Annotated in this window: 23 protein-coding genes; 7 read left to right on the top strand and 16 right to left on the bottom strand. The window is 64.9% G+C overall.

Annotation, left to right across the window (positions count from 1 at the left end; all coding sequences use genetic code 11):
* The 11 genes from meaB to FIU28_RS10670 all read right to left on the bottom strand — a co-directional run bounded on the left by meaB (position 1) and on the right by FIU28_RS10670 (position 9,293).
* Complete coding sequence (gene meaB / locus FIU28_RS10620; protein ID WP_143572928.1) at positions 1-990, bottom strand: methylmalonyl Co-A mutase-associated GTPase MeaB; 990 nt, start codon at positions 988-990, stop codon at positions 1-3.
* Positions 991-1,398, bottom strand: coding sequence for a type II toxin-antitoxin system VapC family toxin (locus tag FIU28_RS10625; RefSeq protein WP_143572930.1), 408 nt, complete (start codon positions 1,396-1,398; stop codon positions 991-993).
* Positions 1,395-1,670 (bottom strand): type II toxin-antitoxin system Phd/YefM family antitoxin, encoded by a 276-nt coding sequence (locus FIU28_RS10630; protein WP_143572932.1) that lies wholly within the window; start codon positions 1,668-1,670, stop codon positions 1,395-1,397. Before FIU28_RS10630 ends, FIU28_RS10625 begins: the two co-directional genes overlap by 4 nt.
* Before the next feature lie 4 nt (positions 1,671-1,674).
* Positions 1,675-3,831 carry a methylmalonyl-CoA mutase gene (gene scpA, locus FIU28_RS10635; protein WP_143572934.1) on the bottom strand — a complete coding sequence of 719 codons (2,157 nt, stop codon included), beginning with the start codon at positions 3,829-3,831 and terminating at the stop codon, positions 1,675-1,677.
* A gap of 123 nt (positions 3,832-3,954) precedes the next feature.
* Positions 3,955-4,416 (bottom strand): GFA family protein, encoded by a 462-nt coding sequence (locus tag FIU28_RS10640; RefSeq protein ID WP_143572936.1) that lies wholly within the window; start codon positions 4,414-4,416, stop codon positions 3,955-3,957.
* 8 nt (positions 4,417-4,424) lie between these two features.
* Positions 4,425-6,290, bottom strand: a complete 1,866-nt coding sequence (locus tag FIU28_RS10645; protein WP_143572937.1) for a methylmalonyl-CoA mutase family protein — start codon at positions 6,288-6,290, stop codon at positions 4,425-4,427.
* A 267-nt stretch (positions 6,291-6,557) separates the two neighbouring features.
* Positions 6,558-7,049: a 2-amino-4-hydroxy-6-hydroxymethyldihydropteridine diphosphokinase gene (gene folK / locus FIU28_RS10650; protein WP_143572939.1), complete on the bottom strand. Its 492-nt coding sequence runs from the start codon at positions 7,047-7,049 to the stop codon at positions 6,558-6,560.
* A 1-nt stretch (position 7,050) separates the two neighbouring features.
* On the bottom strand, positions 7,051-7,416 hold the full coding sequence (gene folB / locus FIU28_RS10655; protein ID WP_143572940.1) for a dihydroneopterin aldolase: 366 nt from the start codon (positions 7,414-7,416) through the stop codon (positions 7,051-7,053).
* Complete coding sequence (gene folP, locus FIU28_RS10660) at positions 7,413-8,255, bottom strand: dihydropteroate synthase (protein WP_143572941.1); 843 nt, start codon at positions 8,253-8,255, stop codon at positions 7,413-7,415. The genes folB and folP overlap by 4 nt, the downstream gene beginning before the upstream one ends.
* A 179-nt stretch (positions 8,256-8,434) precedes the next feature.
* Entirely contained in the window at positions 8,435-8,842 is a 408-nt protein-coding gene (locus tag FIU28_RS10665) for a DUF4332 domain-containing protein (protein ID WP_143572943.1), read from the bottom strand.
* Positions 8,843-8,927: 85 nt separating this feature from the next.
* A complete protein-coding gene (locus tag FIU28_RS10670) occupies positions 8,928-9,293 on the bottom strand; it encodes a DUF2267 domain-containing protein (protein ID WP_168203072.1) in 366 nt (121 codons plus the stop codon).
* 277 nt (positions 9,294-9,570) lie between these two features.
* Here FIU28_RS10670 and FIU28_RS10675 point away from each other — a divergent pair, with 277 nt between their 5' ends.
* From FIU28_RS10675 to FIU28_RS10690, 4 genes are all read left to right on the top strand, one after another.
* The gene (locus FIU28_RS10675) at positions 9,571-11,196 is read left to right on the top strand and encodes a helicase HerA-like domain-containing protein (RefSeq protein ID WP_143572947.1); all 1,626 of its coding nucleotides are present in this window, start codon (positions 9,571-9,573) and stop codon (positions 11,194-11,196) included.
* Between the two features lie 151 nt (positions 11,197-11,347).
* A complete protein-coding gene (locus FIU28_RS10680) occupies positions 11,348-12,808 on the top strand; it encodes an ArnT family glycosyltransferase (protein WP_143572949.1) in 1,461 nt (486 codons plus the stop codon).
* 252 nt (positions 12,809-13,060) lie between these two features.
* Positions 13,061-14,350: a glycosyltransferase family 87 protein gene (locus FIU28_RS10685; protein ID WP_143576135.1), complete on the top strand. Its 1,290-nt coding sequence runs from the start codon at positions 13,061-13,063 to the stop codon at positions 14,348-14,350.
* Positions 14,351-14,530: 180 nt separating this feature from the next.
* The gene (locus FIU28_RS10690) at positions 14,531-15,934 is read left to right on the top strand and encodes a M20/M25/M40 family metallo-hydrolase (protein WP_143572951.1); all 1,404 of its coding nucleotides are present in this window, start codon (positions 14,531-14,533) and stop codon (positions 15,932-15,934) included.
* 216 nt (positions 15,935-16,150) lie between these two features.
* Here FIU28_RS10690 and FIU28_RS10695 read toward each other — a convergent pair whose 3' ends face one another.
* A complete protein-coding gene (locus FIU28_RS10695) occupies positions 16,151-16,930 on the bottom strand; it encodes a class II aldolase/adducin family protein (RefSeq protein ID WP_143572952.1) in 780 nt (259 codons plus the stop codon).
* Positions 16,931-17,118: 188 nt separating this feature from the next.
* Here FIU28_RS10695 and FIU28_RS10700 point away from each other — a divergent pair, with 188 nt between their 5' ends.
* The gene (locus FIU28_RS10700) at positions 17,119-17,319 is read left to right on the top strand and encodes a hypothetical protein (protein WP_143572954.1); all 201 of its coding nucleotides are present in this window, start codon (positions 17,119-17,121) and stop codon (positions 17,317-17,319) included.
* A 33-nt stretch (positions 17,320-17,352) separates the two neighbouring features.
* On the opposite strand, the gene pdxR is transcribed toward FIU28_RS10700, so the two are convergent.
* Complete coding sequence (gene pdxR, locus FIU28_RS10705) at positions 17,353-18,852, bottom strand: MocR-like pyridoxine biosynthesis transcription factor PdxR (RefSeq protein WP_143572956.1); 1,500 nt, start codon at positions 18,850-18,852, stop codon at positions 17,353-17,355.
* A 115-nt stretch (positions 18,853-18,967) separates the two neighbouring features.
* Between pdxR and FIU28_RS10710 the strand changes: the two genes are divergently transcribed.
* Positions 18,968-19,936, top strand: a complete 969-nt coding sequence (locus FIU28_RS10710; RefSeq protein WP_143572957.1) for a DMT family transporter — start codon at positions 18,968-18,970, stop codon at positions 19,934-19,936.
* Positions 19,937-19,963: 27 nt separating this feature from the next.
* On the opposite strand, the gene FIU28_RS10715 is transcribed toward FIU28_RS10710, so the two are convergent.
* Together FIU28_RS10715 and FIU28_RS10720 are read right to left on the bottom strand one after the other, a co-directional pair.
* The gene (locus FIU28_RS10715) at positions 19,964-20,317 is read right to left on the bottom strand and encodes a type II toxin-antitoxin system RelE/ParE family toxin (protein WP_143572958.1); all 354 of its coding nucleotides are present in this window, start codon (positions 20,315-20,317) and stop codon (positions 19,964-19,966) included.
* A complete protein-coding gene (locus FIU28_RS10720) occupies positions 20,317-20,580 on the bottom strand; it encodes a CopG family ribbon-helix-helix protein (protein WP_143572959.1) in 264 nt (87 codons plus the stop codon). The genes FIU28_RS10715 and FIU28_RS10720 overlap by 1 nt, the downstream gene beginning before the upstream one ends.
* Before the next feature lie 336 nt (positions 20,581-20,916).
* On the opposite strand from FIU28_RS10720, the gene FIU28_RS10725 reads away from it, so the two are divergent.
* Complete coding sequence (locus tag FIU28_RS10725; protein WP_143572960.1) at positions 20,917-21,633, top strand: DNA helicase; 717 nt, start codon at positions 20,917-20,919, stop codon at positions 21,631-21,633.
* Positions 21,634-21,722: 89 nt separating this feature from the next.
* Here the strand turns inward: FIU28_RS10725 and FIU28_RS10730 are convergent, their stop codons facing one another.
* The gene (locus tag FIU28_RS10730) at positions 21,723-23,372 is read right to left on the bottom strand and encodes a glycosyltransferase family 39 protein (protein WP_143572961.1); all 1,650 of its coding nucleotides are present in this window, start codon (positions 23,370-23,372) and stop codon (positions 21,723-21,725) included.
* Between the last annotated feature and the right edge of the window lie 133 nt (positions 23,373-23,505).

Below are 23,505 nucleotides of genomic sequence, written 5' to 3' on the forward strand. Positions count from 1 at the left end.
TCACTCCTTCAGCAAGGCGGCGATCTGCTCGGCGGCGACCGCGGGCGTGAGGCTCGCGTCGGCGACCTCGCGTTCGATCGCCTTGACCTTGCCTCGCAGCGCCGGATCGGCACGCAGCCTCGCCATCAGGCGCTGCTCCAGCATCGTCCACATCCATTTCACCTGCTGCTCGCGCCGTCGCCTCGCGAAGTCGCCGGACGCATTCATCGCCGTGCGATGTTCGAGGATCTTCTGCCAGAGGTCTTCGATGCCGGTATTGGCCAGCGCCGAATAAGTCACCACCGGCGGATGCCAGTGCTCGCTGCGCGGCGTCAGGATATGCAGCGCGCCGCGATAGTCGCCGGCGGTGATATTGGCGCGCTTGAGATTGTCGCCGTCGGCCTTGTTGATGGCGATCATGTCGGCGAGCTCGATCAGGCCCTTCTTGATGCCCTGCAACTCGTCGCCGCCGCCGGGCAGCATGAGTGCGAGAAAGAAGTCGGTCATGTCGCACACCGCGGTCTCCGACTGGCCGATGCCGACGGTCTCCACCAGCACGACGTCAAAGCCGGCGGCCTCGCACAACAGCATCGCCTCGCGCGTCTTCGCCGCGACGCCGCCGAGCGTGCCCGACGACGGCGACGGCCGGATGAAGGCGTTGTCTTCCGCCGAGAGCATCGCCATCCGCGTCTTGTCGCCGAGGATCGAGCCGCCGGTGCGCGCGGAGGAGGGATCGACCGCCAGCACCGCGACCTTGTGGCCCTGCCGGATCAGATACATGCCGAGCCCGTCGATGGTGGTCGACTTGCCGACGCCGGGCGAGCCGGTGATGCCGACGCGAATGGCGCGGCCAGTGTCGGGAAGCAGCGTTTGCACCAGTTCGCGCGCCGCGGCCTGATGGTCGGCGCGGCGGCTCTCTACCAGCGTGATCGCACGCGCCAGCGCGGCCCGCGAGCCGGCGCGGACGGACGCGGCGAAAGCGGGGATATCGAGGGGGGAGGGAATTGCCATCTAGACCGGTAACACGTTGAGTTTGAGACGGAGCGCTGCCTGTCGCATGGCTTTATCCAATGTAGCGATGGACGCTTTCAAGTCCATCGCCAGGATCACATAGGCCGCGTCGTAAGCCGTGAGGTTTTGCTCGCTGGAGATAGCGACCAGTCTCGCGGCATCGCCGGCAAAAGCTGGTTGGATCTCGATAGTGTAGGTCGCCAATTCATCCAGGATCAGGCCGACGTCTTGAAGTGAAATTCGCTTGCGGCGCACATTTGTGACCAATGCATTGCTGATTTCGGCAGGCCAATGGGCGGGCGCGATGAGTCGTTCCTGCCGCAATGTCTCGATGAGATTGGCTTGCTCCACGGCGACATCCTCGCCGAGCACATGCGCGATGACAAAGGACGCATCGACAACAATCAACGTCGGCCTTCCTCAATCCAGGATTTGATCTCTTCCTGTGTCGCGCCGACATTCAGCCGCTTGCCAATTTCTCGCAGATTGAGTCCGGCCTGCCGGCGCCGCTCGATCTGCTCGGCGGTCAGTACGTCGCTCTGGGAATGCGCTTCCTCCCGAACCAGCCGGGCTACCGGCGCGCCGTCGCGGGTGATGACGACCTCGTCGCCGGTCTGCTCGACCTCGGCAACGAGCTTGTCGAGCTGCGCTTCGGCTTCCGTGACTGTCACATGTTTCATCGGATCACTCCGCTGCTTCGCTATGCCCCAACCTTGCATTGAGCTTGTGGATCAGCTCCTCCGCTGCATCCGCGATCACGGTGCCGGGCGGGAAGATCGCTTCGGCGCCGGCCTTGTACAATTCCTCGTAATCCTGCGGCGGGACGACGCCGCCGATGATGATCATGATGTCGTCGCGGCCCTGCTTCTTCAAGGCGGCCTTCAACTCCGGCACGGCGCTCAGATGCGCGGCGGCGAGCGAGGACAGGCCGAGGATGTGGACGTCGTTCTCGACGGCCTGGCGCGCAGCCTCGTCGGCGGTGGCGAACAACGGCCCGATGTCGACGTCGAAGCCGATGTCGGCGAAGGCCGAGGCGATCACCTTCTGGCCGCGGTCGTGGCCGTCCTGGCCGATCTTGGCGACGAGAATGCGCGGGCGGCGGCCTTCGGCGTCCTCGAAGGCATCGATCAGCGCCTGCACCTTCTCGACCCGGTCCGACATCGTGGAAGCCTCGCGCTTGTAGACGCCGGTGATGGATTTGATTTCGGCGCGGTGGCGGCCGAACACTTTTTCCATGGCGTCGCTGATTTCGCCGACGGTGGCCTTGGCGCGCGCCGCGTCGATCGCCAGCGCCAGCAGATTGCCGTTGCCGTCCTGCGCGCTACGGGTGATCGCGGCAAGTGCTGCATCGACGTCGGCCTGGCTGCGCTCCTGCTTCAGCCGCTTGAGCTTGTCGATCTGCAGCCGGCGCACGGTGGAATTCTCCACCTTGAGCACGTCCAATGGCGCTTCATCGACCGGCTTGTACTTGTTGACGCCGATCACCGCCTGGCGGCCTGCATCGATCCGCGCCTGGGTCTTGGCCGATGCTTCCTCGATGCGCAGCTTCGGCACGCCGGCCTCGATCGCCTTGGCCATGCCGCCCAGCGCCTCCACCTCCTGGATGTGGCCCCAGGCCTTGGCGGCGAGCTCCTGCGTCAGCCGCTCGACATAATACGAGCCGCCCCAGGGATCGATGATGCGGTTGGTGCCGCTTTCCTGCTGCAGGAAAAGCTGCGTGTTGCGGGCGATGCGTGCGGAGAAGTCGGTCGGCAGAGCGAGGGCTTCGTCGAGCGCATTGGTGTGCAGCGACTGGGTGTGGCCCTGCGTCGCGGCCATCGCTTCGATCGTGGTACGCATCACGTTGTTGTAGACGTCCTGCGCGGTCAGCGACCAGCCCGACGTCTGGCAATGCGTGCGCAGCGAGAGCGACTTCGGGTCCTTCGGATTGAACTGGGTCAACAGCTTGGCCCACAATAGCCGCGCGGCGCGCAGCTTGGCGACCTCCATGAAGAAGTTCATGCCGACCGCCCAGAAGAACGACAGCCGGGGCGCGAAACGATCGACGTCGATGCCCGCCGCCAGACCCGCGCGCAGATATTCGACGCCGTCGGCCAACGTGTAGGCGAGCTCGAGGTCCTGCGTGGCGCCGGCTTCCTGCATGTGATAGCCGGAGATCGAGATCGAATTGTACTTCGGCATCTTCTGCGAGGTGTAGGCGAAGATGTCCGAGATGATGCGCATCGAGGGCGTCGGCGGATAGATGTAGGTGTTGCGCACCATGAACTCTTTCAGAATGTCGTTCTGAATCGTTCCGGTGAGTTTTTCCGGCGGCACGCCTTGCTCCTCGGCCGCCGCGACATACAGCGCCAGGATCGGCAGCACCGCGCCGTTCATGGTCATCGATACGCTCATCTGGTCGAGCGGGATGCCGGAGAACAGCGTCCGCATGTCGTAGATGGAGTCGATCGCGACGCCGGCCATGCCGACGTCGCCGGACACCCGCGGATGGTCCGAGTCATAGCCGCGATGGGTGGCGAGGTCGAAGGCGACCGACAGGCCCTTCTGGCCGGCCGCGAGATTGCGGCGATAGAAGGCGTTGGAATCCTCGGCGGTGGAGAAGCCGGCATATTGCCGGATCGTCCAGGGCTGGTTGACGTACATGGTCGGATACGGCCCGCGCAGGAACGGCGCGATGCCGGGATAGGTGTCGAGGAAATCGATGCCGTCGAGATCGGCTTCGGAGTAGCCGGGCTTCACGAGGATGCCCTCGGGGGTGAGCCACGGCTCCCCCGCCGCGATGCCTTGCGCGCCGGCTGCAGTCTGGAACGGAATGTCGGCGAAAACGGGGATCTTGCTCATGTCATCCAGCCTTAGTGTTTGTCATTGCGAGCGCAGCGAAGCAATCCAGTAAGCCACGCAGAAAGGCTGGATTGCTTCGTCGCAAGGGCTCCTCGCAATGACGGCTGCGTGTATCTGTCGTCATCAATCATGATCCGGCTGCTGATAGCTGAACACCTGCGCCAGCTGCACGGGTCCGTAGTTCTGCATCGTGGTCTTGCTCGGCAAATGGGCAATATTGCCGATCCAGCCGAGCCGCGACTCCGTGCCGAATTGCAGCGTCGGGACCATGCGGTCGGGCCGGTCGAAGGCGCCGGTCATGATCTCGATGTTGTCGCCATCGATCTTGCGATAGCTCAGCGGCGTGCCGCAGGCGGCACAGAAATCGCGCTCGGCGATCGACGAGGACTTGAACGACGACGGCGTGCCGCGGGTCCAGGCAAAGTTGGCGTTCGGAATGTCGGCGAATGATGCGAATGGCGCGCCGGTAGCTTTCTGGCACATCCGGCAATGGCACAGGCTGACGCGGGTCGGCGCGGCCGACAGCGCAAAGCGGATCGCGCCGCACTGGCAGCCGCCGGTCAGAACGGGTTTGCTCGCCGCCATTCCCATGCTCACTCCATCCGGCCGTAGGCGGCCACCAGCAGCGCCAGCGCATCGCCGCCTGCAAAGATGAAATCCGCCACGCCGGCCTCGCGCAGGGCGGGCTCCAGTTCGCCGGGCTTGCCGGCGAGATAGATGTGCTTGGCGCCCGCGGTCTTGAGCGCCCGGGCGGTCGCGACGGCGTGATCGGGATAGAGCTTGTCGGACGAGCACAGGCAGGCCAGCGCCGCACCCGACGCCTTGAAGGCCTCGGCGAGCGCGCCGGGATCGGTGAAGCCCTCATTATCGACGGCCTCGATGCCGCCGGTCTCGAAGAAGCTCTTGGCAAAGCCTGCGCGGGCGGTGAAATCGGCCGGCGTGCCCAAATTGGCTAGGAACATTTTTGGCCGCGCGCCCTTGCGGGCGAGAATGTGATCCGACTTGTCGCGCAGCGCCTCGAACGGCACGGCCAGCCGGATCGGCTCCACCGCGTTGAACTTGATCTTGTCGCGGCCGTAGGGCTTCGCCGGCACCGGCTTGACCTTCAGCACGCTGGCGCGGGGCTCGTGCAGATTGGGGAATTCGGAGGCTCCGGTCAGCACCTCGCGACGTTTCGCGATGCTGGCCTGCCGCGCCTTGCGGGTCGCGGATACCTTCGGCTGCAGCAAATTGTTGCCGAGCGCATAGAACGCGCCGCCGGCCTTTTCGATGTCCTGAAACAGCGCCCAGGCATTGGCGCACAATTCCTGCGTCAGTTGTTCGATGCCGCCGGCGCCGGCCGCGGGATCGGAGACTTTTGCGAGGTTGGACTCTTCCAGCAGCACGAGCTGGGTATTTCGCGCAGCCCTTCGTGCAAACGCGTCGGGCAGGCCGAGCGCCAGCGTATGCGGCAGCAGGCAGACCGAATTGGCGCCGCCGAGCCCGGCGGAGAAGGTCGCCACCGTGGCGCGCAGCAGGTTCACGTAAGGGTCGCGCTGGGTCAGCATCCGCCACGCCGTCTCGGCGGCGATGAACAGCGGCTTCGGCGCGAGGCCACAGCTTTCCTCGACGCGCGCCCACAGCAGCCGCAGCGCGCGGAATTTCGCCAGCGTGAGAAACTGGTCGGCGTCGGCGGAGAGCCGCGCATAGATCATCGAGCGCGCGGTCTCGACCGGGATGTTGGCGTCTTCCAGCGCGCGCAGATAGGACACCATCACGGCCAGTACCCAGGCCAGCTCCTGCACTTCGGAGCCGCCGGCGTCGTGAATGATGCGGCCATCGGCGACCGCGAACGGGCCGTTGAAGCCGGAGGCCGACAGTTTCTTGATCGCCTCGGTGACGGCGGGCGCCATCTCCCACCAATTATAGGCGCTCTGGCCCCATACCGCGGTGGCGCCGATCGGATCATAGCCGAAGCGGATCTCGCATTTGGCGGGATCGATGCCCTTCGCCTTGATGTAATCCGCCAGATGGATCGCGGCCATCCGCGATTGCGGGCCGGCGTGCAACTCGATCGCGATGCCGGCGTCGAGGAAGATGCCGTCGAGCAGCTTCTCGATCGTCTCGGGCGTGGCTTCCAGGCCGAAGCCGCGCGCGCCGTTGGCGCCGGCGAAGATCAGCGCAAGGCCGGTGGCGCCGTTTTCGAGGTCGTGCAGCGCCTGCGCGTTGGCCCGCGCGGCGTCGGGATGGTCGATGCGCTGCATGATCTGCCACGGCGCGCCTGCGGCGCGCGCGGCGATCGGGGCGGCGTCTGTGGCGCGGGGGTAGAGCGGCTGGATCTTGATGCCGTCATAGGTCTTGCTGACCAGTCTTTCGAACGGCGCGCCCTTCAGCACGCCATCGACCAGCCTGCGCCAGTCGTCGGAGGTCGCCGGCGCAAAATCCGCAGCCAGTACAAGATCGTCCATCGCAGTCGGCATGAAAACACGTCACTCCCGGGCATTGCTTCGTTATTGACCCGAAAATGCCACGTCGGGGCGGCGAAGCCAATGGGGGTGGGGGATGGCTGCCGCGCTGCGCGCGGACATGTCATGTGGCGGTATGGCCTATCCACTTGTCGTCCCGGCGAACGCCGGGACCCATACCCGCCGAGTTTGCGAAGGCACTCGGGACCTGTGGCGTTTCTGTTGGCGGGCCGGAGGCTACGGGTCCCGGCGTTCGCCGGGACGACGTGGAGAGGCCCGCGCTTAATTCAGTCCCGGCAGCTTGCGGATGTCGTTGGTGCGGACCTGCTTCAGCCAGTCGGCGACGGTCATACCGGCGATTTCGCGGTCCGGTGCGATCTCGGCCAGCGGCACCAGCACGAAGGCGCGTTCGGTGGCGCGGGGGTGAGGCAGAGTGAGTTCCGGCTTGGCAATCACCACGTCATCATAGGCGATCATGTCGAGGTCGAGGCCGCGCGGGCCCCAGCGGGTCTCGGCGACGCGGTTGCGGCCGAACTTCTGCTCGATGCGGTGCAGGGTGAACAGCAAAGCATGCGGATCGAGTTCGGTCTCGATCTCGATCACGGCATTCACATAATCGTCCTGCGGCACGCCGCCGACCGGAGCCGTCGCGTAGTCCGACGAGCGCGCAATCAGCGCCGCCTGGGTCATGCCGCAGATATTGGAGATCGCGCGGCGAAAGGTGTCGCGGACGTCGCCGATATTGCCGCCGAGTGCAATCAGGACACTGGCCATGTCAGGACCTCGAGCGGATGAGAATGACGCCGACATCGTCGAAGATCGCAGCGATCGGCGCGTGCGGCTTGTGCACGGTGACCTTGACTGTGCTGATCTTCGGAAACGCCGCCAGTATCGCTTCGGCCACCGCCCCTGCGGCGCGCTCCAGCAGCTTGTAATTGGCGTCCTTGAAGGCCGAGGTCGCGGTCGCCACGACGTTGGCGTAGGACACGGTATCGCTGAGGCGGTCGCTGCGCGAGGCGGCGGCGATGTCGGCCGTCAGTTCGAGATCGATCACGAAACGCTGGCCGACATGGGATTCGTGGTCCATCACGCCGTGATGGGCATGCACCGAGACGCCCGTGATGAAGATCGTATCGCTCATGTCTGTTCCTCGATGCAGGCTGCGACGCGCAGCGCCTGGACGGTTTCGGCGACGTCGTGCGCGCGAATGATGGTGGCGCCGCGCTGTGCCGACAGCAGATGCGCGGCGATCGAGCCGCCGAGCCGCTGCTGCGGCTCGGACGGCACGACGGTCGAGATGAATTTCTTTCTGCTGGCACCGACCAGGACCGGCAGGCCGAAGCTTTCGAGCTCGCGCAGGCGCGCCAGCGCGATCATGCTCTGCTGCGGCGTCTTGCCGAAACCGATGCCGGGATCGAGCACGAGATTTTGCCGTGCGATGCCGGCCTTCGCGGCGATGGCGAGCGTGCGGTCGAAGAAACGCTTGATGTCATCGACAATATCGATCCCGCCATCGACGTCGTCACGGTTGTGCATGACCACGACCGGGACGTCGTGTTCGGCGACCACGCGCGCCATGTCGGGATCGCGCTGCAGGCCCCAGACGTCATTGGCGATGGCTGCGCCGGTGGCGAGCGCCTTGGCGACGACGGCGGCCTTCATGCTGTCGATCGATACCGGCGTGCCGAGCGCCACGACGTCGGCCAGTACCGGCGCAAGCCGCAGCCACTCTTCGTCGGCGCTGATGGGCCGGGAGCCATAGGGCCTCGTCGATTCCGCGCCAATGTCGAGAATGTCGGCGCCTTCCGCTATCATGCGGCGCGCCTGCGCCAGCGCGCGCTCCGGCGCGTCGAACTGGCCGCCATCGGAGAATGAATCCGGCGTGACATTGAGGATGCCCATCACGGCGGGATAGGGCCGGGCAAACATCGCCGTCAGCACCGGATGGCAGGAGATGGGATGTGCAGGGCCAGCGCTCATGCGCTGGCTTTGCGCGACGGGGGGAGGGGAGTCAAGATTGACTGTCATTCCGGGGCGCGAGAGCGTTATGCGCGTAGGGTGGGCAAAGGCGCCCTTGCGCCGTGCCCACCATTTGCGTGGCGGCGGGCACGCGCCGCCAGGCTGCGCGTGCCGGCGCTTTGCCCACCCTACCGCTCACATCAATACGTGATCTTCAGCGGCAATTGCCGCGCCTTCTCGATCAACTGCCCGACGGATTTTTCCGACGGCATCATCTGCACCAGCTTGCGCTTGTCGTTGGCGTCTTTCATCGCCTGCGCAAGGCGGGCCGGGTTGCGGTGGATCAATTCGCGCACCGTGTTGACGCCGGAGGCGCGCAGCAGCTCGGCCTTGGCCTTGCCCATGCCGGGAATCCGCAGGTAATCGGCGAGGTTGGCCCATTCCAGCAATTGCTGTTCGCTGAATCCGGTCTTGGCGGAGAGCTCCTTGCGGCCCTTGGCGGTATGGGCGGCTTCCAGCAGGCTTTCCATGGTGCGGATGCCGGCTTTCTTAAGCCTGGTCGCGGCAAAGGCCGTCAGACCGTCGATCTTGGAGATGGGATATGTCATGATACTCGAACGGTAAGGTGCTTGGCGCATGCAGGACGTGTCATCGCAGAAAAGGCCGACGTAACTGACGGTCAGGCGAACTGGCTCAGGCGAACTGGCTTAGACCCGGCGTGCCGGCGATGATCTTGTCCATAGCATCGGAGCCGATCTTGGCGCGGCCAAATTTGAATAATTCGCGCGCCACGCTCTGGATTTCTCCCATGCCGAGGCCGAGGCCCATCAGACGGGAGCCAAGCGCCATCAGTCCGCCGCCCATCAGGCTCGAGAGACCGCCGCCGCTGCTGTTTGCTGCAATTGCTTCTTCGGCGCCGGGGATGCTCTTGACCAGTTCATCGACCGGCTCGGCCGGTCCGTCCTTGCGCAAAAAGCCAAGAATGATCCCGACGGTTTTTTCCGCAACATCCTTCTCGATGCCGACCTTGGCGGTCAGCTGTGCGATCAACTCATCCATGTAACGCCCCGCCTCTGCCGGTGGAGTGCCGGCCCCATTTGTGAATTTATCTTGTGCCCGTGTTTTTTGAATTACAAGGACGCTGAAGCCACACGACAGTCGATTCAGACTCATCGCGCGGTGTGTGTTGCATCAATGCAAGCGCAAACGTGAAATTTTGGTCAATTCGCTGCAGATGCGAGCAGCGTTCGCCCGGCGTTTCATCAGCCGCTGGAATGAAGTAAGGTTCAATGAATACGGCATACAATTTTTTCCAATGTGCGACAGAGGCCCATGGATGGCGATGACCGAGATCAAGTCCGGCGACACCGACGACAAAATCTTTATCGGCAAAAGCGAGGAACCGGCATGGCTGACGCTTGGCCTCGCCAATCGCCATGGTCTTGTCACTGGCGCGACGGGAACGGGCAAGACCGTATCTCTACAGGTGATGGCGGAGGGCTTTGCCCGCGCCGGCGTGCCGGTGTTCGCCGCCGACATCAAGGGCGACCTGTCGGGCATTGCCGAAGTCGGCGAAGCCAAGGACTTCATTCTGGCGCGCGCCAGGGAAATGGCGCTGACCTTCCAGCCCGACCAGTTCTCGACGGTGTTTTGGGACGTGTTCGGCGAACAGGGCCATCCGGTACGCGCCACCGTCTCGGAAATGGGACCGCTGCTGCTGTCGCGCATGCTCGATCTCAACGACGTGCAGGAAGGCGTGCTCAACGTTGCTTTTCGCGTGGCCGACGACAACGGCCTGCCGTTGCTCGACATGAAAGATCTGCGCGCGGTCCTGGACGCGATCGTGCCAGCCACCAAGAAGGCGCTCGACGAGGCCGGCGACACCGAAGAGATGGCCGTGATCCGCGCTGCAGCGCAGAAATTCGGCAATGTCACCAAACAGACTGTCGGCACCATCCAGCGCCAGTTGCTGGTGCTGGAGAACCAGGGCGGCACGATGTTCTTCGGCGAGCCCGCGCTCGACATCAAGGACTTCATGCGCACCGACCGCGACGGCCGCGGCATGGTCAACATCCTGGTCGCCGACAGGCTGATGCAGAGCCCGAAGCTGTATGCGACGTTCCTGCTGTGGATGCTGTCGGAACTGTTCGAGCAACTGCCCGAGGCCGGCGATCCGCCGAAGCCGAAGCTGGTGTTTTTCTTCGACGAGGCGCACCTGTTGTTCAACGACGCGCCGAAGGCCCTGATGGACAAGATCGAGCAGGTCGTTCGCCTGATCCGCTCCAAGGGCGTCGGCGTCTATTTCGTGACGCAGAACCCGATCGACGTGCCGGACAAGGTGCTGGCGCAGCTCGGCAACCGCGTGCAGCACGCGCTGCGCGCCTTCACGCCGCGCGACCAGAAGGCGGTCGCCGCCGCGGCGCAAACCTTTCGCGCCAATCCGAAGCTGGATACCGCGAAGGTCATCACCGAGCTTGGCAAGGGCGAGGCGCTGGTCTCGTTCCTCGAGGGCAACGGCACGCCGGCGATGGTCGAGCGCGTGATGGTGCGGCCGCCGACCGCGCGGATCGGGCCGCTGACATCGCCTGAGCGCGCGGCGATCATCAATGGCAGTCCGATGAAGGGCAAATACGACACCATGGTCGATCGCGATTCGGCCTCCGAGATGCTGCAGCGGCGCATCGCCGGCACCGCGGCGCCGGCGGATGGCAGCGCACCCGACGGTGGCGGATTTCTCGGCCAGCTCGGCGGGATTGTCGGCGCGATCTTCGGCACCGGCGCGGGCCGGCGCGGCCGGCTGTCGACCGGACAGGTGATCGCGCGCAGCGTGACGCGCTCGGTCACCAACAAGGTGGTCGGCGGCATCGTGGCGAGCCTGGGCAAATCGGTGGGCGGCTCGCTCGGCAGTTCGATCGGCCGCGAAATCGTCCGCGGCACGCTCGGCGGAATCATGAAGCGCTAGTTCGTAGCCCGGATGAAGTTGGCGCACGCGCCTGGCGCGGGCGGTGACGCAATCCGGGGCCGGCAGCTTTGATGGATGGGCTGGCCCCGGATTGGCATCCGGGCTACGGCTCTGCGCGCTGCCCTTGGTGACCTATGGACCAACCGACTCGATGACCTCTTCAGCCATCACCGATCGTTCCCATGCCTGGTTTCTCGTGCAGGTCGCGCGGCTGCGCGCCGCAGAGGTGCCAGGTTGGCTGTGGGTCGTGCTGCTGTGGGCGGTGTTCGCGTATCCCGCAGTGGGGCTGCGCGGCGTGCATTACGAAGAGGGCACCGTCATCGGCCTGGCGCGCGGCGCGGTCGAGGACGGCCACTGGCTGGCGCCGCATCTCTATGGCGTGCGCTTTGTCGAGCGCCCGGTTCTGCTGTCGTGGATCGCGGCCGGTTTGGGGTCGCTGTTCGGCGGCGTCGGCGTGTGGAGCGCGCGGCTGCCGCATCTGATGTTCCTGCTCGCCGGCGGACTGATGGTGTTCCATCTGGTGCGGCCGCTGACGCGAACGCCGCCCGCAGTATTCGGCGCGCTGTGCTGGTTTGCCTGTTCCATGGTCGGGCAGAAGTTCATCACCGCCGAGCCCGACGTGACACTATCGGTGCTGCTGTTCGGCGCCTTCGTGGTGTGGTGGAAGGGCGAGCAGCACGGCCACGTCGCGCTGTCGCGCTGGGTCGCGGCAGGCTTACTGCTCGGCGCCGCCGGGCTGGTCAAGGGGCCGCAGCCGATCGCCTATTTCACGCTCGGCGTCGGCGTCTATCTGTTGCTGAAGCAGCGCTGGCGCGACCTGCCTGGATTCATTCTCGCCAATGCGGTGGGTGCGATGATCGTCGGCGCCTGGTATGTCGCGGTGCTGCAGCCCGGCGACGTCGCGCATTGGCGCAGCCATTCCCGCCTCGCCGACGGCATGGACGCGTCGCACTGGCTGCGCGACCATCTGGATTTCATTGCCAGCCTGTTCGTCGAATGGCTGCCGGGCTCGCTGTTGCTGGGACCTGCGATCGTCGCGCTGTGGCGCCGGGACGATCTGCGCGACAACGGATTGTTGTTCGCCGCGCTGATGTATGCCGGCGTCGGCACGATGGTGCTGGTCGCGTGGCCGGGCGGCGTGGCGACGCGCTATGCGATGCCGGCCAATCTGGCGCTCGCGGTGCTCGGCGGCGTGCTGTTCGATCGCTGGTGGTCGAGTCGGCCGTGGCTGATCGGCGCCGGCAACACCGTGGTGATCGCGATCTCCTGTTATCTGGTGCTGCTCGGCTGGGTGGCGATGCCGCTGTTCCCCGATGCGTTCCGGCAGACCAGGATCGCAGCACTTCAGATCGAGGCGGTACGCGCGCTGCGGCCGGGCCCGCTCTATGTCAGCAGCAGCGCTTCCAACGTCAACATTCTGGCCAGCGTCGCCGCGCCGGTACGGGTGCTGCCGCTGGCGGCGATCGCACAATTGCCGGTTCCGGCACTGGCCATGTTGACGCCGGCCGATATCGCGACGCTGGCCGCAATCGCTCCGACGCGGCGCCTCGTGCCGCTCGCGGTCCCGCGCGACAAGAGCGACGCGCGGGTGGTGGAGATTCTGCCGAATTGATGGAGGCGCAGCTTCTCCACATGTCGTCCCGGCCCAGCGAGCAGAGCGAGCGCCGAGCCGGGACCCATAGACTCCGAGGTTGAAGCCAACCCGGGACGTCGCCCCAGCGCCTCGAGTCGACAGCGGCTATGGGTCCCGGCTTGCGCTCGCTGGGGCTCGCTTGCCGGGACGACATCGCTCGGTTTGCAGCGCCCGTGTTGTCTGCTAACCCGGCGCCACCAATGATGACCGGGGAACGGTGAAGTGACTGAGATGAACGGCGCGACGCCGGTATTGCGATGGCCATCGTTGCGGCAGCCGCTCGACGTGCTGTTCCTGTTCTGCTGCCTGCTGTTGACCGCCGATGTGCTGGTCCCGGAGATTTTCAGCCACGGCAAGACCAAGGATTATTCGTTGTGGTATTGGGCCGGCCAGCAGGTGCTGCAGGGCGGAGACCTCTATGCTCGTCAGACCCGCGGCACGCTCGACTTCATCTATCCGCCGCCGCCGGCGGTGTTGCTGGCGCTGCCGACCTGGTTCGGCAAGATTCCGTTCTATCTCACGCTATGCGTGCTGAACTCGGCGGCGTGGGCCATCACCAGCCAGCTCAGCAATGCGATGACCGGCTCGAAAAAAATCCCGACGCCGTGGCTTGCCGCGCTGCCGGGCATTGCCACCATCACCTTCGTGTTCGACCAATATGACCTCGGTCAGCCCAATCTGGTGCTGCTGGCCTTGATGCTGCTTGGCTTCTGGTGGATGCAGAAGGGCCGGCCATGGCTCGGCGGCAGCATGTTTGCGCTGGCGACCGCGATCAAGGTGTTTCCGATTGCGGTGCTGCCCTATCTGCTGTGGCGGCGGCACTGGGCGGCCTCTGCCAGCATGATCGTGGCGACCTTGGCGCTGCTCTATGTGATGCCGGCGCCGGTGCGCGGCTTCGAGCGCAACGCCACCGAGCTCAAGACCTGGTTCAATGCGATGGTCGGCTCCAGCTCGGAGAAGGGCTTTGGCCAGCGCGACGAGCAGAACTGGTCGTGGGTCAACCAGTCCGTGATCGCGATGACGCACCGTCTGGTGCGGCCGATCAATTACTATCTCGACGACCCCCAGCATGCGCCCGAATACATGAACGTCATCGACGTGCCCTACAAGACGGCGAACTGGATCGTGATCGCGGTGTCCGGGCTGATCGGGCTCGGCTTCATCTGGGCGATTCCCGCCTATCGCAGGATGACGGAGCGCTCGACCGCCGAAGAGCTCGGCATCCTGTTCTGCCTGATGACGGTGGCCTCGCCGCTGGCGCGGCAATATTACTTCATGTGGCTGTTCCTGCCGCTCACCGTGTTGATGCATCGCGCGGCGTTCGATGATCGGCCCGCGGTGCGTACGGGCACCTGGACGTTGATCGGTGTGTCGATGGCCTTGATGGTGCTGTCGCTGCCGGTGTTTCCTGCATTCTGGCAGGCCTGGGGCAATAATCTGCTGGCGACCGCGCTGCTGGCGGGCGGTCTGATCTGGCATATGCATCACGCGCCGCAGACCTCGGAACGCCTTGTACCCTGACCGGGACGATGATCTTCTTCACCTCTCCCCGTTGGGGAGAGGTCGACCGGCGAAGCCGGGCGGGTGAGGGGGCGGCGCGCGCTCGATGGGCCGGTGCCCCCTCACCCCAGCCCTCTCCCCAACGGGGAGAGGGAGCGCTCGGCCGGTGCGCTCCACCTGATCAACCTCTAAGGAATGCGTATGACCACATCATCTTTGCAGACCGTTCTCGATCGCGTCGATGCCGATTTCGATGCCAGCCTGGAGCGGCTGTTTGCGCTGCTGCGGATCAAGTCGATTTCGGCCGATCCGGCGTTTGCCGCCGACTGCAAAAAGGCGGCTGACCATCTCGCTGCGGATATCGCGACGCTCGGTTTTGATACCGAGGTGCGCCCGACCGCGGGCCATCCGGCGATTGTCGCCAAGGCCCGCGGCAACACCGGCAAGCGGCCGCATGTGCTGTTCTACGGGCACTACGACGTGCAGCCGGTCGATCCGCTGGAATTGTGGCACCGCCCGCCGTTCGAGCCGGTGGTGACCAAGCATGCCGACGGCCGCGACATCATCGTGGCGCGCGGCGCGCAGGACGACAAGGGCCAGCTCTCGACCTTCGTCGAGGCGTGCCGTGCTTTCGTCAACGTCACCGGCTCACTGCCGATCGACCTCACCATCTGCATCGAAGGCGAGGAGGAGGTCGGCTCGAAGAATTTCGTGCCGTTTCTCGAACAGCACAAGCAAGATCTTGCCGCCGACTTCGCGCTGGTCTGCGACACCGGCATGTGGGATCCGAACACGCCGGCGATCACGACATCGCTGCGCGGCCTGGTCTATGAGGAGGTCAAGATCACCGCCGCCAACCGCGACCTGCATTCCGGCATCTATGGCGGCGGCGCGCAGAATCCGATCCGCGTGCTGACCAAGATCCTGGGCGCGCTGCATGACGACAACGGCCGCATCGCCATTCCCGGCTTTTATGACGGCGTGCAGGATCTGCCGGCGGACATTCTTTCGCAGTGGAAGAGCCTGGGTCTCACCGCGGAATCCTTCCTCGGCCCGATCGGTCTGTCGCTGCCCGCCGGCGAAAAGAACCGCGAGCTGATCGAACAGATCACGTCGCGGCCGAGCTGCGACATCAACGGCATTTTCGGCGGCTACACCGGCGAGGGCTCCAAGACGGTGATCGCGTCGGATGCCTCGGCAAAAGTCTCGTTCCGCATCGTCGCCGGGCAGGACCCGATGAAGATTCGCGACGCTTTCCGCGCCTTCGTGACGGCACGGCTGCCGGCCGACTGCACCGCCGAATTCCTCGATCATTCCAATGCGCCGGCGATTGCGCTCGACTGGAACATGAAGCCGCTGGCTTTGGCGCGGGCCGCGCTGACCGACGAATGGGGCAAGGAGGCGCTGTTGATCGGCTCCGGCGCCTCGATCCCGATCGTCGCGGATTTCAAGCGCACGCTCGGGCTCGACACCGTTCTGATCGGTTTCGGGCTGGATGACGACAACATCCATTCGCCGAACGAGAAATACGACCTGAAGAGCTTCCACAAGGGCATCCGCTCCTGGGTGCGGATTTTGGCGGCGCTGGCCGAGGGGAAGAAGTGACAAACGAACGTTTGTCATCCCGGGGCGAGAGGGCGTAGCCCGAGCGAACCCGGGATCCCGGAGTGTTCAGCGCGCCGTCATCTCCAGATTCCGGGTTCGCTCGCGCTGATGCGCTCGCGCCCCGGAATGACAGGGAGACACAAAAAAACGCCGTCCGGAATTGGACGGCGTTTTGATTCAGTGCAGAGGTCTTGTGGACTCAATCTAGCACGAAACTCAGTTCTTGTAAGAGGGGTCGAGCCGGTCGAGCTTGCGCAGCAGCGGCGGCCAGACCAGGCGGGTGGAGCGCAACTCGGCACGGTCGGGGTTGGAGACGACGGTCGTATTCTTGTCGATCACCGCCTGATCGACCGGATAGGCGACGGGGCCGAGCATTCGGGTGCGGACCTGCATGGTGCAGGCGCGTTCCAGATGGAACATGCGCTCGAAGGCCGAGGCCACCGAGCGGCCGACCGTCAGCGTGCCGTGATTGCGCAGCAGCATGAAGTTCTTGGTGCCCAAGTCCTTCTGCAGCCGCGGGCGCTCGTCATGGTCGAGCGCGATGCCCTCATAGTCGTGATAGGCGAGGTCATGCGTGACGAGCTGCGCGGTCTGGTTCAGCGGCTGCAGGCCTTCCAGGCAGGAGGCGACCGCGGTGCCGTCCGGCGTATGCAGATGCATCACGCAGCCGGCGTCCTCGCGGACCTCGTGGATCGCCGAATGGATGGTGAAGCCGGCCGGGTTGATGCTGTACTCGCTCTCCGAAAGCTGGTTGCCATGCAGGTCGATCTTGACCAGGCTGGAGGCGGTGATCTCGTCGAACATCAGCCCGTAGGGGTTGATCAGGAAGTGATGTTCGGGGCCGGGGACGCGGGCCGAAATGTGGGTATCGACGAGGTCGTCCCAGCCGTAATAGGCCACCAGCCGGTAGGCGGCGGCGAGGTTGACGCGCTGGGCCCATTCGGCCTCGGTCATGTCGGATGGCACTTCCTTGAGGCGCGCTTCGGCTGGCGACATATAATTTCTCCCGGGTTTTTATGGTTACAGACTTAGAGCCTAGGCTCGGGCCGGAGCGCCAGCAAGCCACGGTATTTGCGCGGCAGTCATGTGCCCAAGACGGCCATCACGGACGATGATTTGATTTTGCGCATGGCGGGCGTGACGCAAGGTGCGATGATATCGCTGCACAACGACGGAGTGTAACCATGCAGAAACATGACATCGATGTCTATCGGCTGGCGCTGAGGATGGCCGGCACGGGCCAGTTCGCGGACTGGCACGGGCTTCAGCAGGCGCTGCTCGACAAGGGCATTCGCGAGGCCGACTACCTGCTCGACAATGACAAGATCCGCTTCGCCCTCGACCTCCGCTGCACCCAAGGCAGCGCCACGGCGGTCCGGCACTGAAGACGGAGGCGGGTGCCGGACGGCGGCGCTGGTCTATGGCGTTGGCGGCGGAGTCCGCTTGGCCGGTGCTTTGGATCGGCGCTTTCGAGGGGGCGCGATCATTTCGCCGAGCACCCGGCCGATGGTCGCGGCGGCGATGTCGATTTCGGCTTCGTTCCATGCGGCAAAGCCAAGGAACAGGCCGCGGCCGCCGACCTCGCCCGTAAAATGCGGCGACAGCGGGCGCGCCGTGACGCCGGCCGCAGCCAGCCGTGTGGCGATCGCACGGTCGTCGCAGCGGGAATCCAGATGCGCCAGCAATTGCACGCCTCCGGCTGGCGGCTCCAGCGTCAGATGCGCACCGGCGACGGCTGTGAGCGTTGCGATCAGGCGGTCGCGGCGGGCGCGGTAGATGCGCGTCATCTTGCGGATGTGGGCTGCGAAGTGACCGTCATCGATGAATTCGGCCAGCGCGTCCTGCACCGGCGCCGGCATGATCTGGCCGCTGTGACGCTGCGCGGTCTCGAACACATCCACCAGGTCGGGCGGCACGATGGCGTAGCCGCACCGGATATCGGCGAACGTCGATTTCGAGAAGGTGCCGATGTAGATCACGCGGCCGGAATCGTCGAGGCCTTGCAGCGATGCAATCGGGCGGCCGTCATAGTGGATCTCGCTGTCGTAGTCGTCCTCGATCACGGCGGCGCCGGCCTCGTTGGCAAAGCGTAGCAGCTCGCGTCGCCGGTTGATCGGCATCAGCCGGCCGGTGGGATGCTGGTGGGACGGGGTCACGAAGATCAGCCGAGGCCTGTCGCGACGGCCCTTCCAATCGAGGCCACCACGATCCAGCTTGACGCCGCGCACATCGGCGCCCGCCGACTGCATGGCCGCGCGCGCGCCGCCATAGCCGGGGCTCTCGACCCAGGCGATCTCGCCGGCATTGAGCACCAGGCGCGCCGTCAGTTCGACCGCCGACTGCGCGGAAGGCAGGATGATGATCTGGCTGCTGTCGGCGCGCACGCCGCGATGTTCGACGAGATGCCGGAGCAGGGCCGATCGCAAGGACGCGCGGTTGACGCCGGCTGTGCCATGCGGCGCATGTCGCGCCGCGCGGCGCAGGCAGCGTGCCCAGATGTCGTGCGGAAACGCCCGCGCATCGGCATGCGCCGGCGCCAGCGGGCGCGGCGGGCCCTCGCGGAACGGCCAGTCGGCAATGCGCAAGCGTTCGCCCCAGCGCGAGGCGTGAAGCGGTTTCGCGGATTGGCGGGCGATCGTTCGGCCGCCGACCAGCTTCGACGCGTTGGTGGCCGTCACGGTGGGGCGGCGCCCCTGCGCGACGTCGAGATAGCCTTCCATGGCGAGCTGGTCGATGACCCCGGAAACGGTGTTGCGGGACAGGCCGAGCTGCCGCGCCAGCTCGCGGCTGGACGGCAGCCGATGGCCCGGCGGCCAAGCGCCGCTCAGCATCGTCGCGCGCAGCTGATCGTACAATTGCCGCGTCAGCGTGACGTCGCCGCGCTCGACATCGATCAAACCTGCAAGAATGTCGCCCAACTGACTGGCCCAGTCATATTTATAAAAATGGATCTTTGTTGCAGGCCAGTAAAGCCTAGCGTCGTGGCGCTGTCGAGTGCCCGAAGCGGCGCACCGTGACCGGGACGATCAATCAATGACCGATGACTTTCTCTCGCGCCGGACCGCGCTCCTGTTATTCGCCGTCGTGGTGGTGGCGTGGGGGGTGAACTGGGTTGTGACCAAAACCCTGGTGCAAAGCATTTCGCCGCTGTGGACCACCACGCTGCGCTCGGCGGTGGGCACGGTCGCCCTGTTCGTCATGTTGCTGGCGCGCGGCCAGTTGATCGTCCCGCGCCGGGGCGACATCCCGGTGGTCTTCACCGTTGCCGTTTTGCACATGGGCGCGTTCTCGGTGCTGGTGTGCTTCGCGCTGCAGGTAGTCCCGGTCGGCCGCTCGATCGTGCTCGGCTACACCACGCCGCTGTGGGTGGCGCCGGCGGCGTGGCTGCTGCTGCGCGAGAGGATCAGCCTGCAGCGCGTCGCCGGAATCGTCGTGGGCATGGCGGGGGTCGCACTGATGTTCAATCCGCTGGCGCTCGACTGGGGCGACCGGCAGGCGTTGACCGGAAATGGACTGCTGCTACTCGCCTCGCTGTGCTGGGCCGCCAATATCGTTTACGTCCGGAGCCACAACTGGATATCGTCGCCGTTTCAACTGGTGTTCTGGCAGGCGCTCTTGGCGACGCTGCTGCTGGCGGCGATCGCGCTGATGGTTGACGGTGTGCCGCACATCGTGTGGACCGGCGAACTTGCCGGCGCGCTGCTGTTCGCCGGCGTGATCGGCACCGCGCTGGCGCACTGGGCTCTGGTGCTGATCAACCGCAGCCTGCCGGCTACGGTTACTTCGCTCGGCTTGCTGGCCACGCCGGTGATGGGCGTCGCGGCTTCAGCGTTTTTGCTCGGCGAGCCCGTCAGCCCGTCGCTGCTGGCGGCGATGGCGATGATACTGGGAGGCATCGCGTTGGGGACGGTGTGGGGTGGGCAGCGCAGTGCTGCTGCGCGCCACGCCGGCGCGAACGTCGTCCGAAACGGAATGACACTCCGCGCTCCGGCCGGTTCCTGAGGCGCTTGCAGGCGCACCTGTTGAACCCTACGAGTCACGTTCCTGCGCAGATGATGGGTCCGGTCGTATTTCCAGGTCCAGATCAGCTTCATATTCCAAGTCGGGATCGAGCTGCCGCGTATGGCGAATGGATGCGATCTCGACGCCGCCTGCGACCAGATCGTAATCGAGGATGTAATCGGCAACGATCAGCCGCATGGCCCCTTCGACGGGCAGCGCTGCCTTCCTGCGGCCAATTTCCGGGAATTGCGCGAGGTTACGTCGCGCTTCGCGGAGCCGTTCGAGGAACGCTTCTGCCGCGGTCGGGCTGCGCTCGCGAAGGTATTTTGCTTCGCGTTGCAGAAAAGCGCGGGCATTTCCGGACAGCCGGACCTTGCGCATCAGGCGACGTCGGCAGGTTTCCGGATGATGCGCTCGATGTCATCCAGCACGTCGTCCATGTCGTGGGCATCACCATTGGCGATCTGAGCGCGACCTTCAACCACCGCCAGGATATCGGCGCCTTCCGTCATCAGGTAGCGCCGTAGCGCATGAACGAGCACCCAGCTCCTGCTCCGGTCCGCGGCCTTGGCGACCTGCTCAACCGCGGCAAGAACATCGCGTGGCAGGCGGATCGAGATCGGATCGGACAATTCGACGGCCATCGGATGACTCCTGATTTGTAATACAGTGTATTACAAATTCGAGATTAGTCTATGGCTTGAAGGGTGAGGCCATCACGAGACCTTGCAGGCCCGTGGGGGCCTATTCCAACACTTCGGCGACTGGGCATACGACGCTGGATTCGATCCGTACGATGCGGCGAAGGAAAAATTGCCTGTCGGTGAAATTCAACTACACTCTGATTCTGGCGCGGTCCACGCCTCCCCCCTCCGTCGGGAAAGCATTTTGCATGCAGGGCTCTGCGCTCATTGAACCAACTGTTCGAGCATACGCATAAGGAGGGGTTGTGACATCGCTCGCATCAGGAGGTTCACGACATGCGCCTTTCCGCACCGATTCACCAACTCAAGCGCAGCGCCAGAATTCTGGCGCGCAAGGAGCGCATTCCCCTGCATGCGGCACTTGACTGGATAGCCGCGCAAGAAGGCTTTGCCGCCTGGAGCCTGCTGGTGGCGCGCGTACCCACGGCTGCGCCGGTAACAGGATTGTTCGCGCAGTTGTCGGCCGGCGATCTCGTGCTGGTGGGCGCACGCCCGGGGCACGGCAAGACGCTGATGAGCCTGAAACTGGCAGTGGAAGCCATGAAGGCGGGCCGGCAGAGCGTGTTCTTCTCGCTGGAATATGCCGAATGCGACGTGCTCGATCGTTTTCGTGCGATCGGCGTCGCGCCCGCGGATTTCGACGGCCTGTTCGGCTTCGATAATTCCGACGACATCAGCGCCGACTACATCATCGCGGCATTGGCGGACGCGCCGCGGGGCACGCTGGTCGTGGTCGACTACCTTCAACTACTGGACCAGAAGCGCGGCAATCCGGACCTGGGAGTGCAGGTCTTCGCGCTGCAGGCGTTTGCGCGCCGACAGGGTCTGATCTTCGTGTTCATCTCGCAGATCGATCGCAAATTCGATCCGTCGGCTAAGCCATGCCCGGATCTTGCAGATGTGCGATTGCCCAATCCGGTCGATCTAAGCCTGTTCAGCAAGACGTGTTTTCTGAACAACGGCGAGGTGAGATTTCAAGCGGCGCGGACCTAACGGCGGCCACAGACTCGGAGCAGCGTACGGTCACGGTTCTGCGGAGCGGCACAGAGGGCCGCACCGCGTCCGGGACAAGGAGCAAAGCCCTACGGCGCCGGGATCGCCAGCAGGCTCGAAATACTGCTGCCGCGGATGTCGTAGACCTTCGCGAACACGACGTCGTCGCGCTTGATCTCGGCAATCACCGGCGCCGTGAGGCCCTTGCAGTAGAATTCGCCGAGCGTCATCGCAAAATCGGCCGACTGGCTGTCCCAGCCGATCGTGAAATCCGGGCCGAGCGCCACCTGCGCCGGGCGCTGCGGGCCGCATACCGCGACCTTCCATTTTCGGCCCACGGGCGGGCTTTCCTGGCGCTCGATGATCTCCTGCTTCAGCGCATCGGAGGCCTGCTTCAAGGCGAGGCCCCAATAGTCCAGCATGAACAGCGCATCGGCCTGGCGCACCGTGCCGGCGATGTAGTTGAAATGCGTGTACTGATAGGGATGCAGCCGGATCATCTCGGCCATCGGCAGCGCCAGGCCGAACGAGAACAGGGCGACCACGGCGGCCTGCGCGCCGCGGTGGTTGACGCGCAGCCAGTCCATGCCCCAGGCAAAGGCGGCGCCGGCCAGCACGGTCATCGGCGGGATCACGAAGATGAAATGCCGGATGCCGTTATACAGCGCCGGGCGCTTCACCATCGCGATCAAGAGCGGCAGCATCGCTGCAAAAGTCAGCATCAGCAGGATGGTCTTGCGGCGCGGCGCCACGTCGTCGCGCGACAGCGAAAAGATCGTCAGCACCACGCCGCCGAGCGTCAGGAACAGCAGCACTTCGGGGAGCTGCAGCGCGAACAAGGTCGGCAGATAGGACCACGGCATGTCCGGCACCGAGATCATCGCGCCGTCGAACATTTCCTTCCACGGCTTCTCGAAGAACGCCGAGAAGTAGGTCAGCGCATGCACCGGGTTGCCGGGCTCGAGGATCGACCACGGCCAGATCAGCCCCATCACCAGATAGCCCAGCACGAGGCCTGGGATCAGCACGTAGAGCACGTGAAGAAAGCGATGGCCGGCTTCGCGCCAGCCGTGGGTGCGAATGTCGCCGGCCCACAGCGGCAGGAAGCCGATTAGCGTATAGATCAGGGCCAGGCCGGCGAGGATGCGCGAGCCGATCGCGAGGCCGGCGCCGAGGCCGAGGATCAGCACGGTGCGCGCCGAGGGCTTCGGATATTCCTCGGCGAGGCGGACCAGGCCGAGCATCAGGATGACCATCGACACCGCGAAGGGCGCATCCTTCGGATTCATGAACATGTGGCCGTAGAAGGTCGGGCACAGCGCCAGCAGCAGCAGCGTGGCGAGGCCGCCGACAGCGCCGCCGACGCGGCGGCCGAGCCGCCAGGTGACCGTGAGGCCGATGATGCCGACCACGGCGCCGAGCAGCCGGCGGGTCTCGAACAATTCCAGCGGGATAATTCTGTGCAACAGGGCGGCGGCCATGTCGAAGCCGCCGCCATACATATAGAGATTGGCGAACGACAGCGCGCTGAGGTCCTTGAACCCGGTGCCGTACATCTTCAGCAGCAGGTCGGCGTATTCAGCGTGGGTGTAGTCGTCCCAGCCGAGGCCGTAATCGTGGAAGGTAAAGCCCGCGACGATGCCGACGACCACCAGCGTGAGTATGGCGAGGTCGTCGCAGGTCCGTTCCACCGAGCGCCGTTGCGGCAGGTCGATGGCCGAAGTCGTGATGGATGACATGATGGTTGGTAACCCAGTATCCCCCGATGCTCACATCAGTGCCCTGTGAGCGTCTTCCCCGGCATCGATATAGCGCACTTTCCGGACGTCGTAATCTGTAATTGTGGCCGATAGTTCTTAATGCAGTGCAGTA

Origin of the sequence: Tardiphaga sp. vice154 (assembly GCF_007018645.1) — a bacterium.
In the GTDB taxonomy this organism is placed as follows: domain Bacteria; phylum Pseudomonadota; class Alphaproteobacteria; order Rhizobiales; family Xanthobacteraceae; genus Tardiphaga.

What these genes read in the sequence shown, in the direction of transcription:
- FIU28_RS10680 (WP_143572949.1), top strand. Translation starts at nt 11,348, where the DNA reads ATGACCTCTTCAGCCATCACCGATCGTTCCCATGCCTGGTTTCTCGTG.
- FIU28_RS10645 (WP_143572937.1), bottom strand. Translation starts at nt 6,290, where the DNA reads ATGCCGACTGCGATGGACGATCTTGTACTGGCTGCGGATTTTGCGCCG.
- FIU28_RS10675 (WP_143572947.1), top strand. Translation starts at nt 9,571, where the DNA reads ATGGCGATGACCGAGATCAAGTCCGGCGACACCGACGACAAAATCTTT.
- meaB (WP_143572928.1), bottom strand. Translation starts at nt 990, where the DNA reads ATGGCAATTCCCTCCCCCCTCGATATCCCCGCTTTCGCCGCGTCCGTC.
- FIU28_RS10685 (WP_143576135.1), top strand. Translation starts at nt 13,061, where the DNA reads ATGAACGGCGCGACGCCGGTATTGCGATGGCCATCGTTGCGGCAGCCG.
- scpA (WP_143572934.1), bottom strand. Translation starts at nt 3,831, where the DNA reads ATGAGCAAGATCCCCGTTTTCGCCGACATTCCGTTCCAGACTGCAGCC.
- folP (WP_143572941.1), bottom strand. Translation starts at nt 8,255, where the DNA reads ATGAGCGCTGGCCCTGCACATCCCATCTCCTGCCATCCGGTGCTGACG.
- FIU28_RS10670 (WP_168203072.1), bottom strand. Translation starts at nt 9,293, where the DNA reads ATGGATGAGTTGATCGCACAGCTGACCGCCAAGGTCGGCATCGAGAAG.
- FIU28_RS10730 (WP_143572961.1), bottom strand. Translation starts at nt 23,372, where the DNA reads ATGTCATCCATCACGACTTCGGCCATCGACCTGCCGCAACGGCGCTCG.
- FIU28_RS10690 (WP_143572951.1), top strand. Translation starts at nt 14,531, where the DNA reads ATGACCACATCATCTTTGCAGACCGTTCTCGATCGCGTCGATGCCGAT.
- FIU28_RS10665 (WP_143572943.1), bottom strand. Translation starts at nt 8,842, where the DNA reads ATGACATATCCCATCTCCAAGATCGACGGTCTGACGGCCTTTGCCGCG.
- FIU28_RS10640 (WP_143572936.1), bottom strand. Translation starts at nt 4,416, where the DNA reads ATGGCGGCGAGCAAACCCGTTCTGACCGGCGGCTGCCAGTGCGGCGCG.
- FIU28_RS10715 (WP_143572958.1), bottom strand. Translation starts at nt 20,317, where the DNA reads ATGCGCAAGGTCCGGCTGTCCGGAAATGCCCGCGCTTTTCTGCAACGC.
- folK (WP_143572939.1), bottom strand. Translation starts at nt 7,049, where the DNA reads ATGGCCAGTGTCCTGATTGCACTCGGCGGCAATATCGGCGACGTCCGC.
- FIU28_RS10700 (WP_143572954.1), top strand. Translation starts at nt 17,119, where the DNA reads ATGCAGAAACATGACATCGATGTCTATCGGCTGGCGCTGAGGATGGCC.
- folB (WP_143572940.1), bottom strand. Translation starts at nt 7,416, where the DNA reads ATGAGCGATACGATCTTCATCACGGGCGTCTCGGTGCATGCCCATCAC.
- FIU28_RS10720 (WP_143572959.1), bottom strand. Translation starts at nt 20,580, where the DNA reads ATGGCCGTCGAATTGTCCGATCCGATCTCGATCCGCCTGCCACGCGAT.
- FIU28_RS10630 (WP_143572932.1), bottom strand. Translation starts at nt 1,670, where the DNA reads ATGAAACATGTGACAGTCACGGAAGCCGAAGCGCAGCTCGACAAGCTC.
- FIU28_RS10695 (WP_143572952.1), bottom strand. Translation starts at nt 16,930, where the DNA reads ATGTCGCCAGCCGAAGCGCGCCTCAAGGAAGTGCCATCCGACATGACC.
- FIU28_RS10710 (WP_143572957.1), top strand. Translation starts at nt 18,968, where the DNA reads ATGACCGATGACTTTCTCTCGCGCCGGACCGCGCTCCTGTTATTCGCC.
- FIU28_RS10725 (WP_143572960.1), top strand. Translation starts at nt 20,917, where the DNA reads ATGCGCCTTTCCGCACCGATTCACCAACTCAAGCGCAGCGCCAGAATT.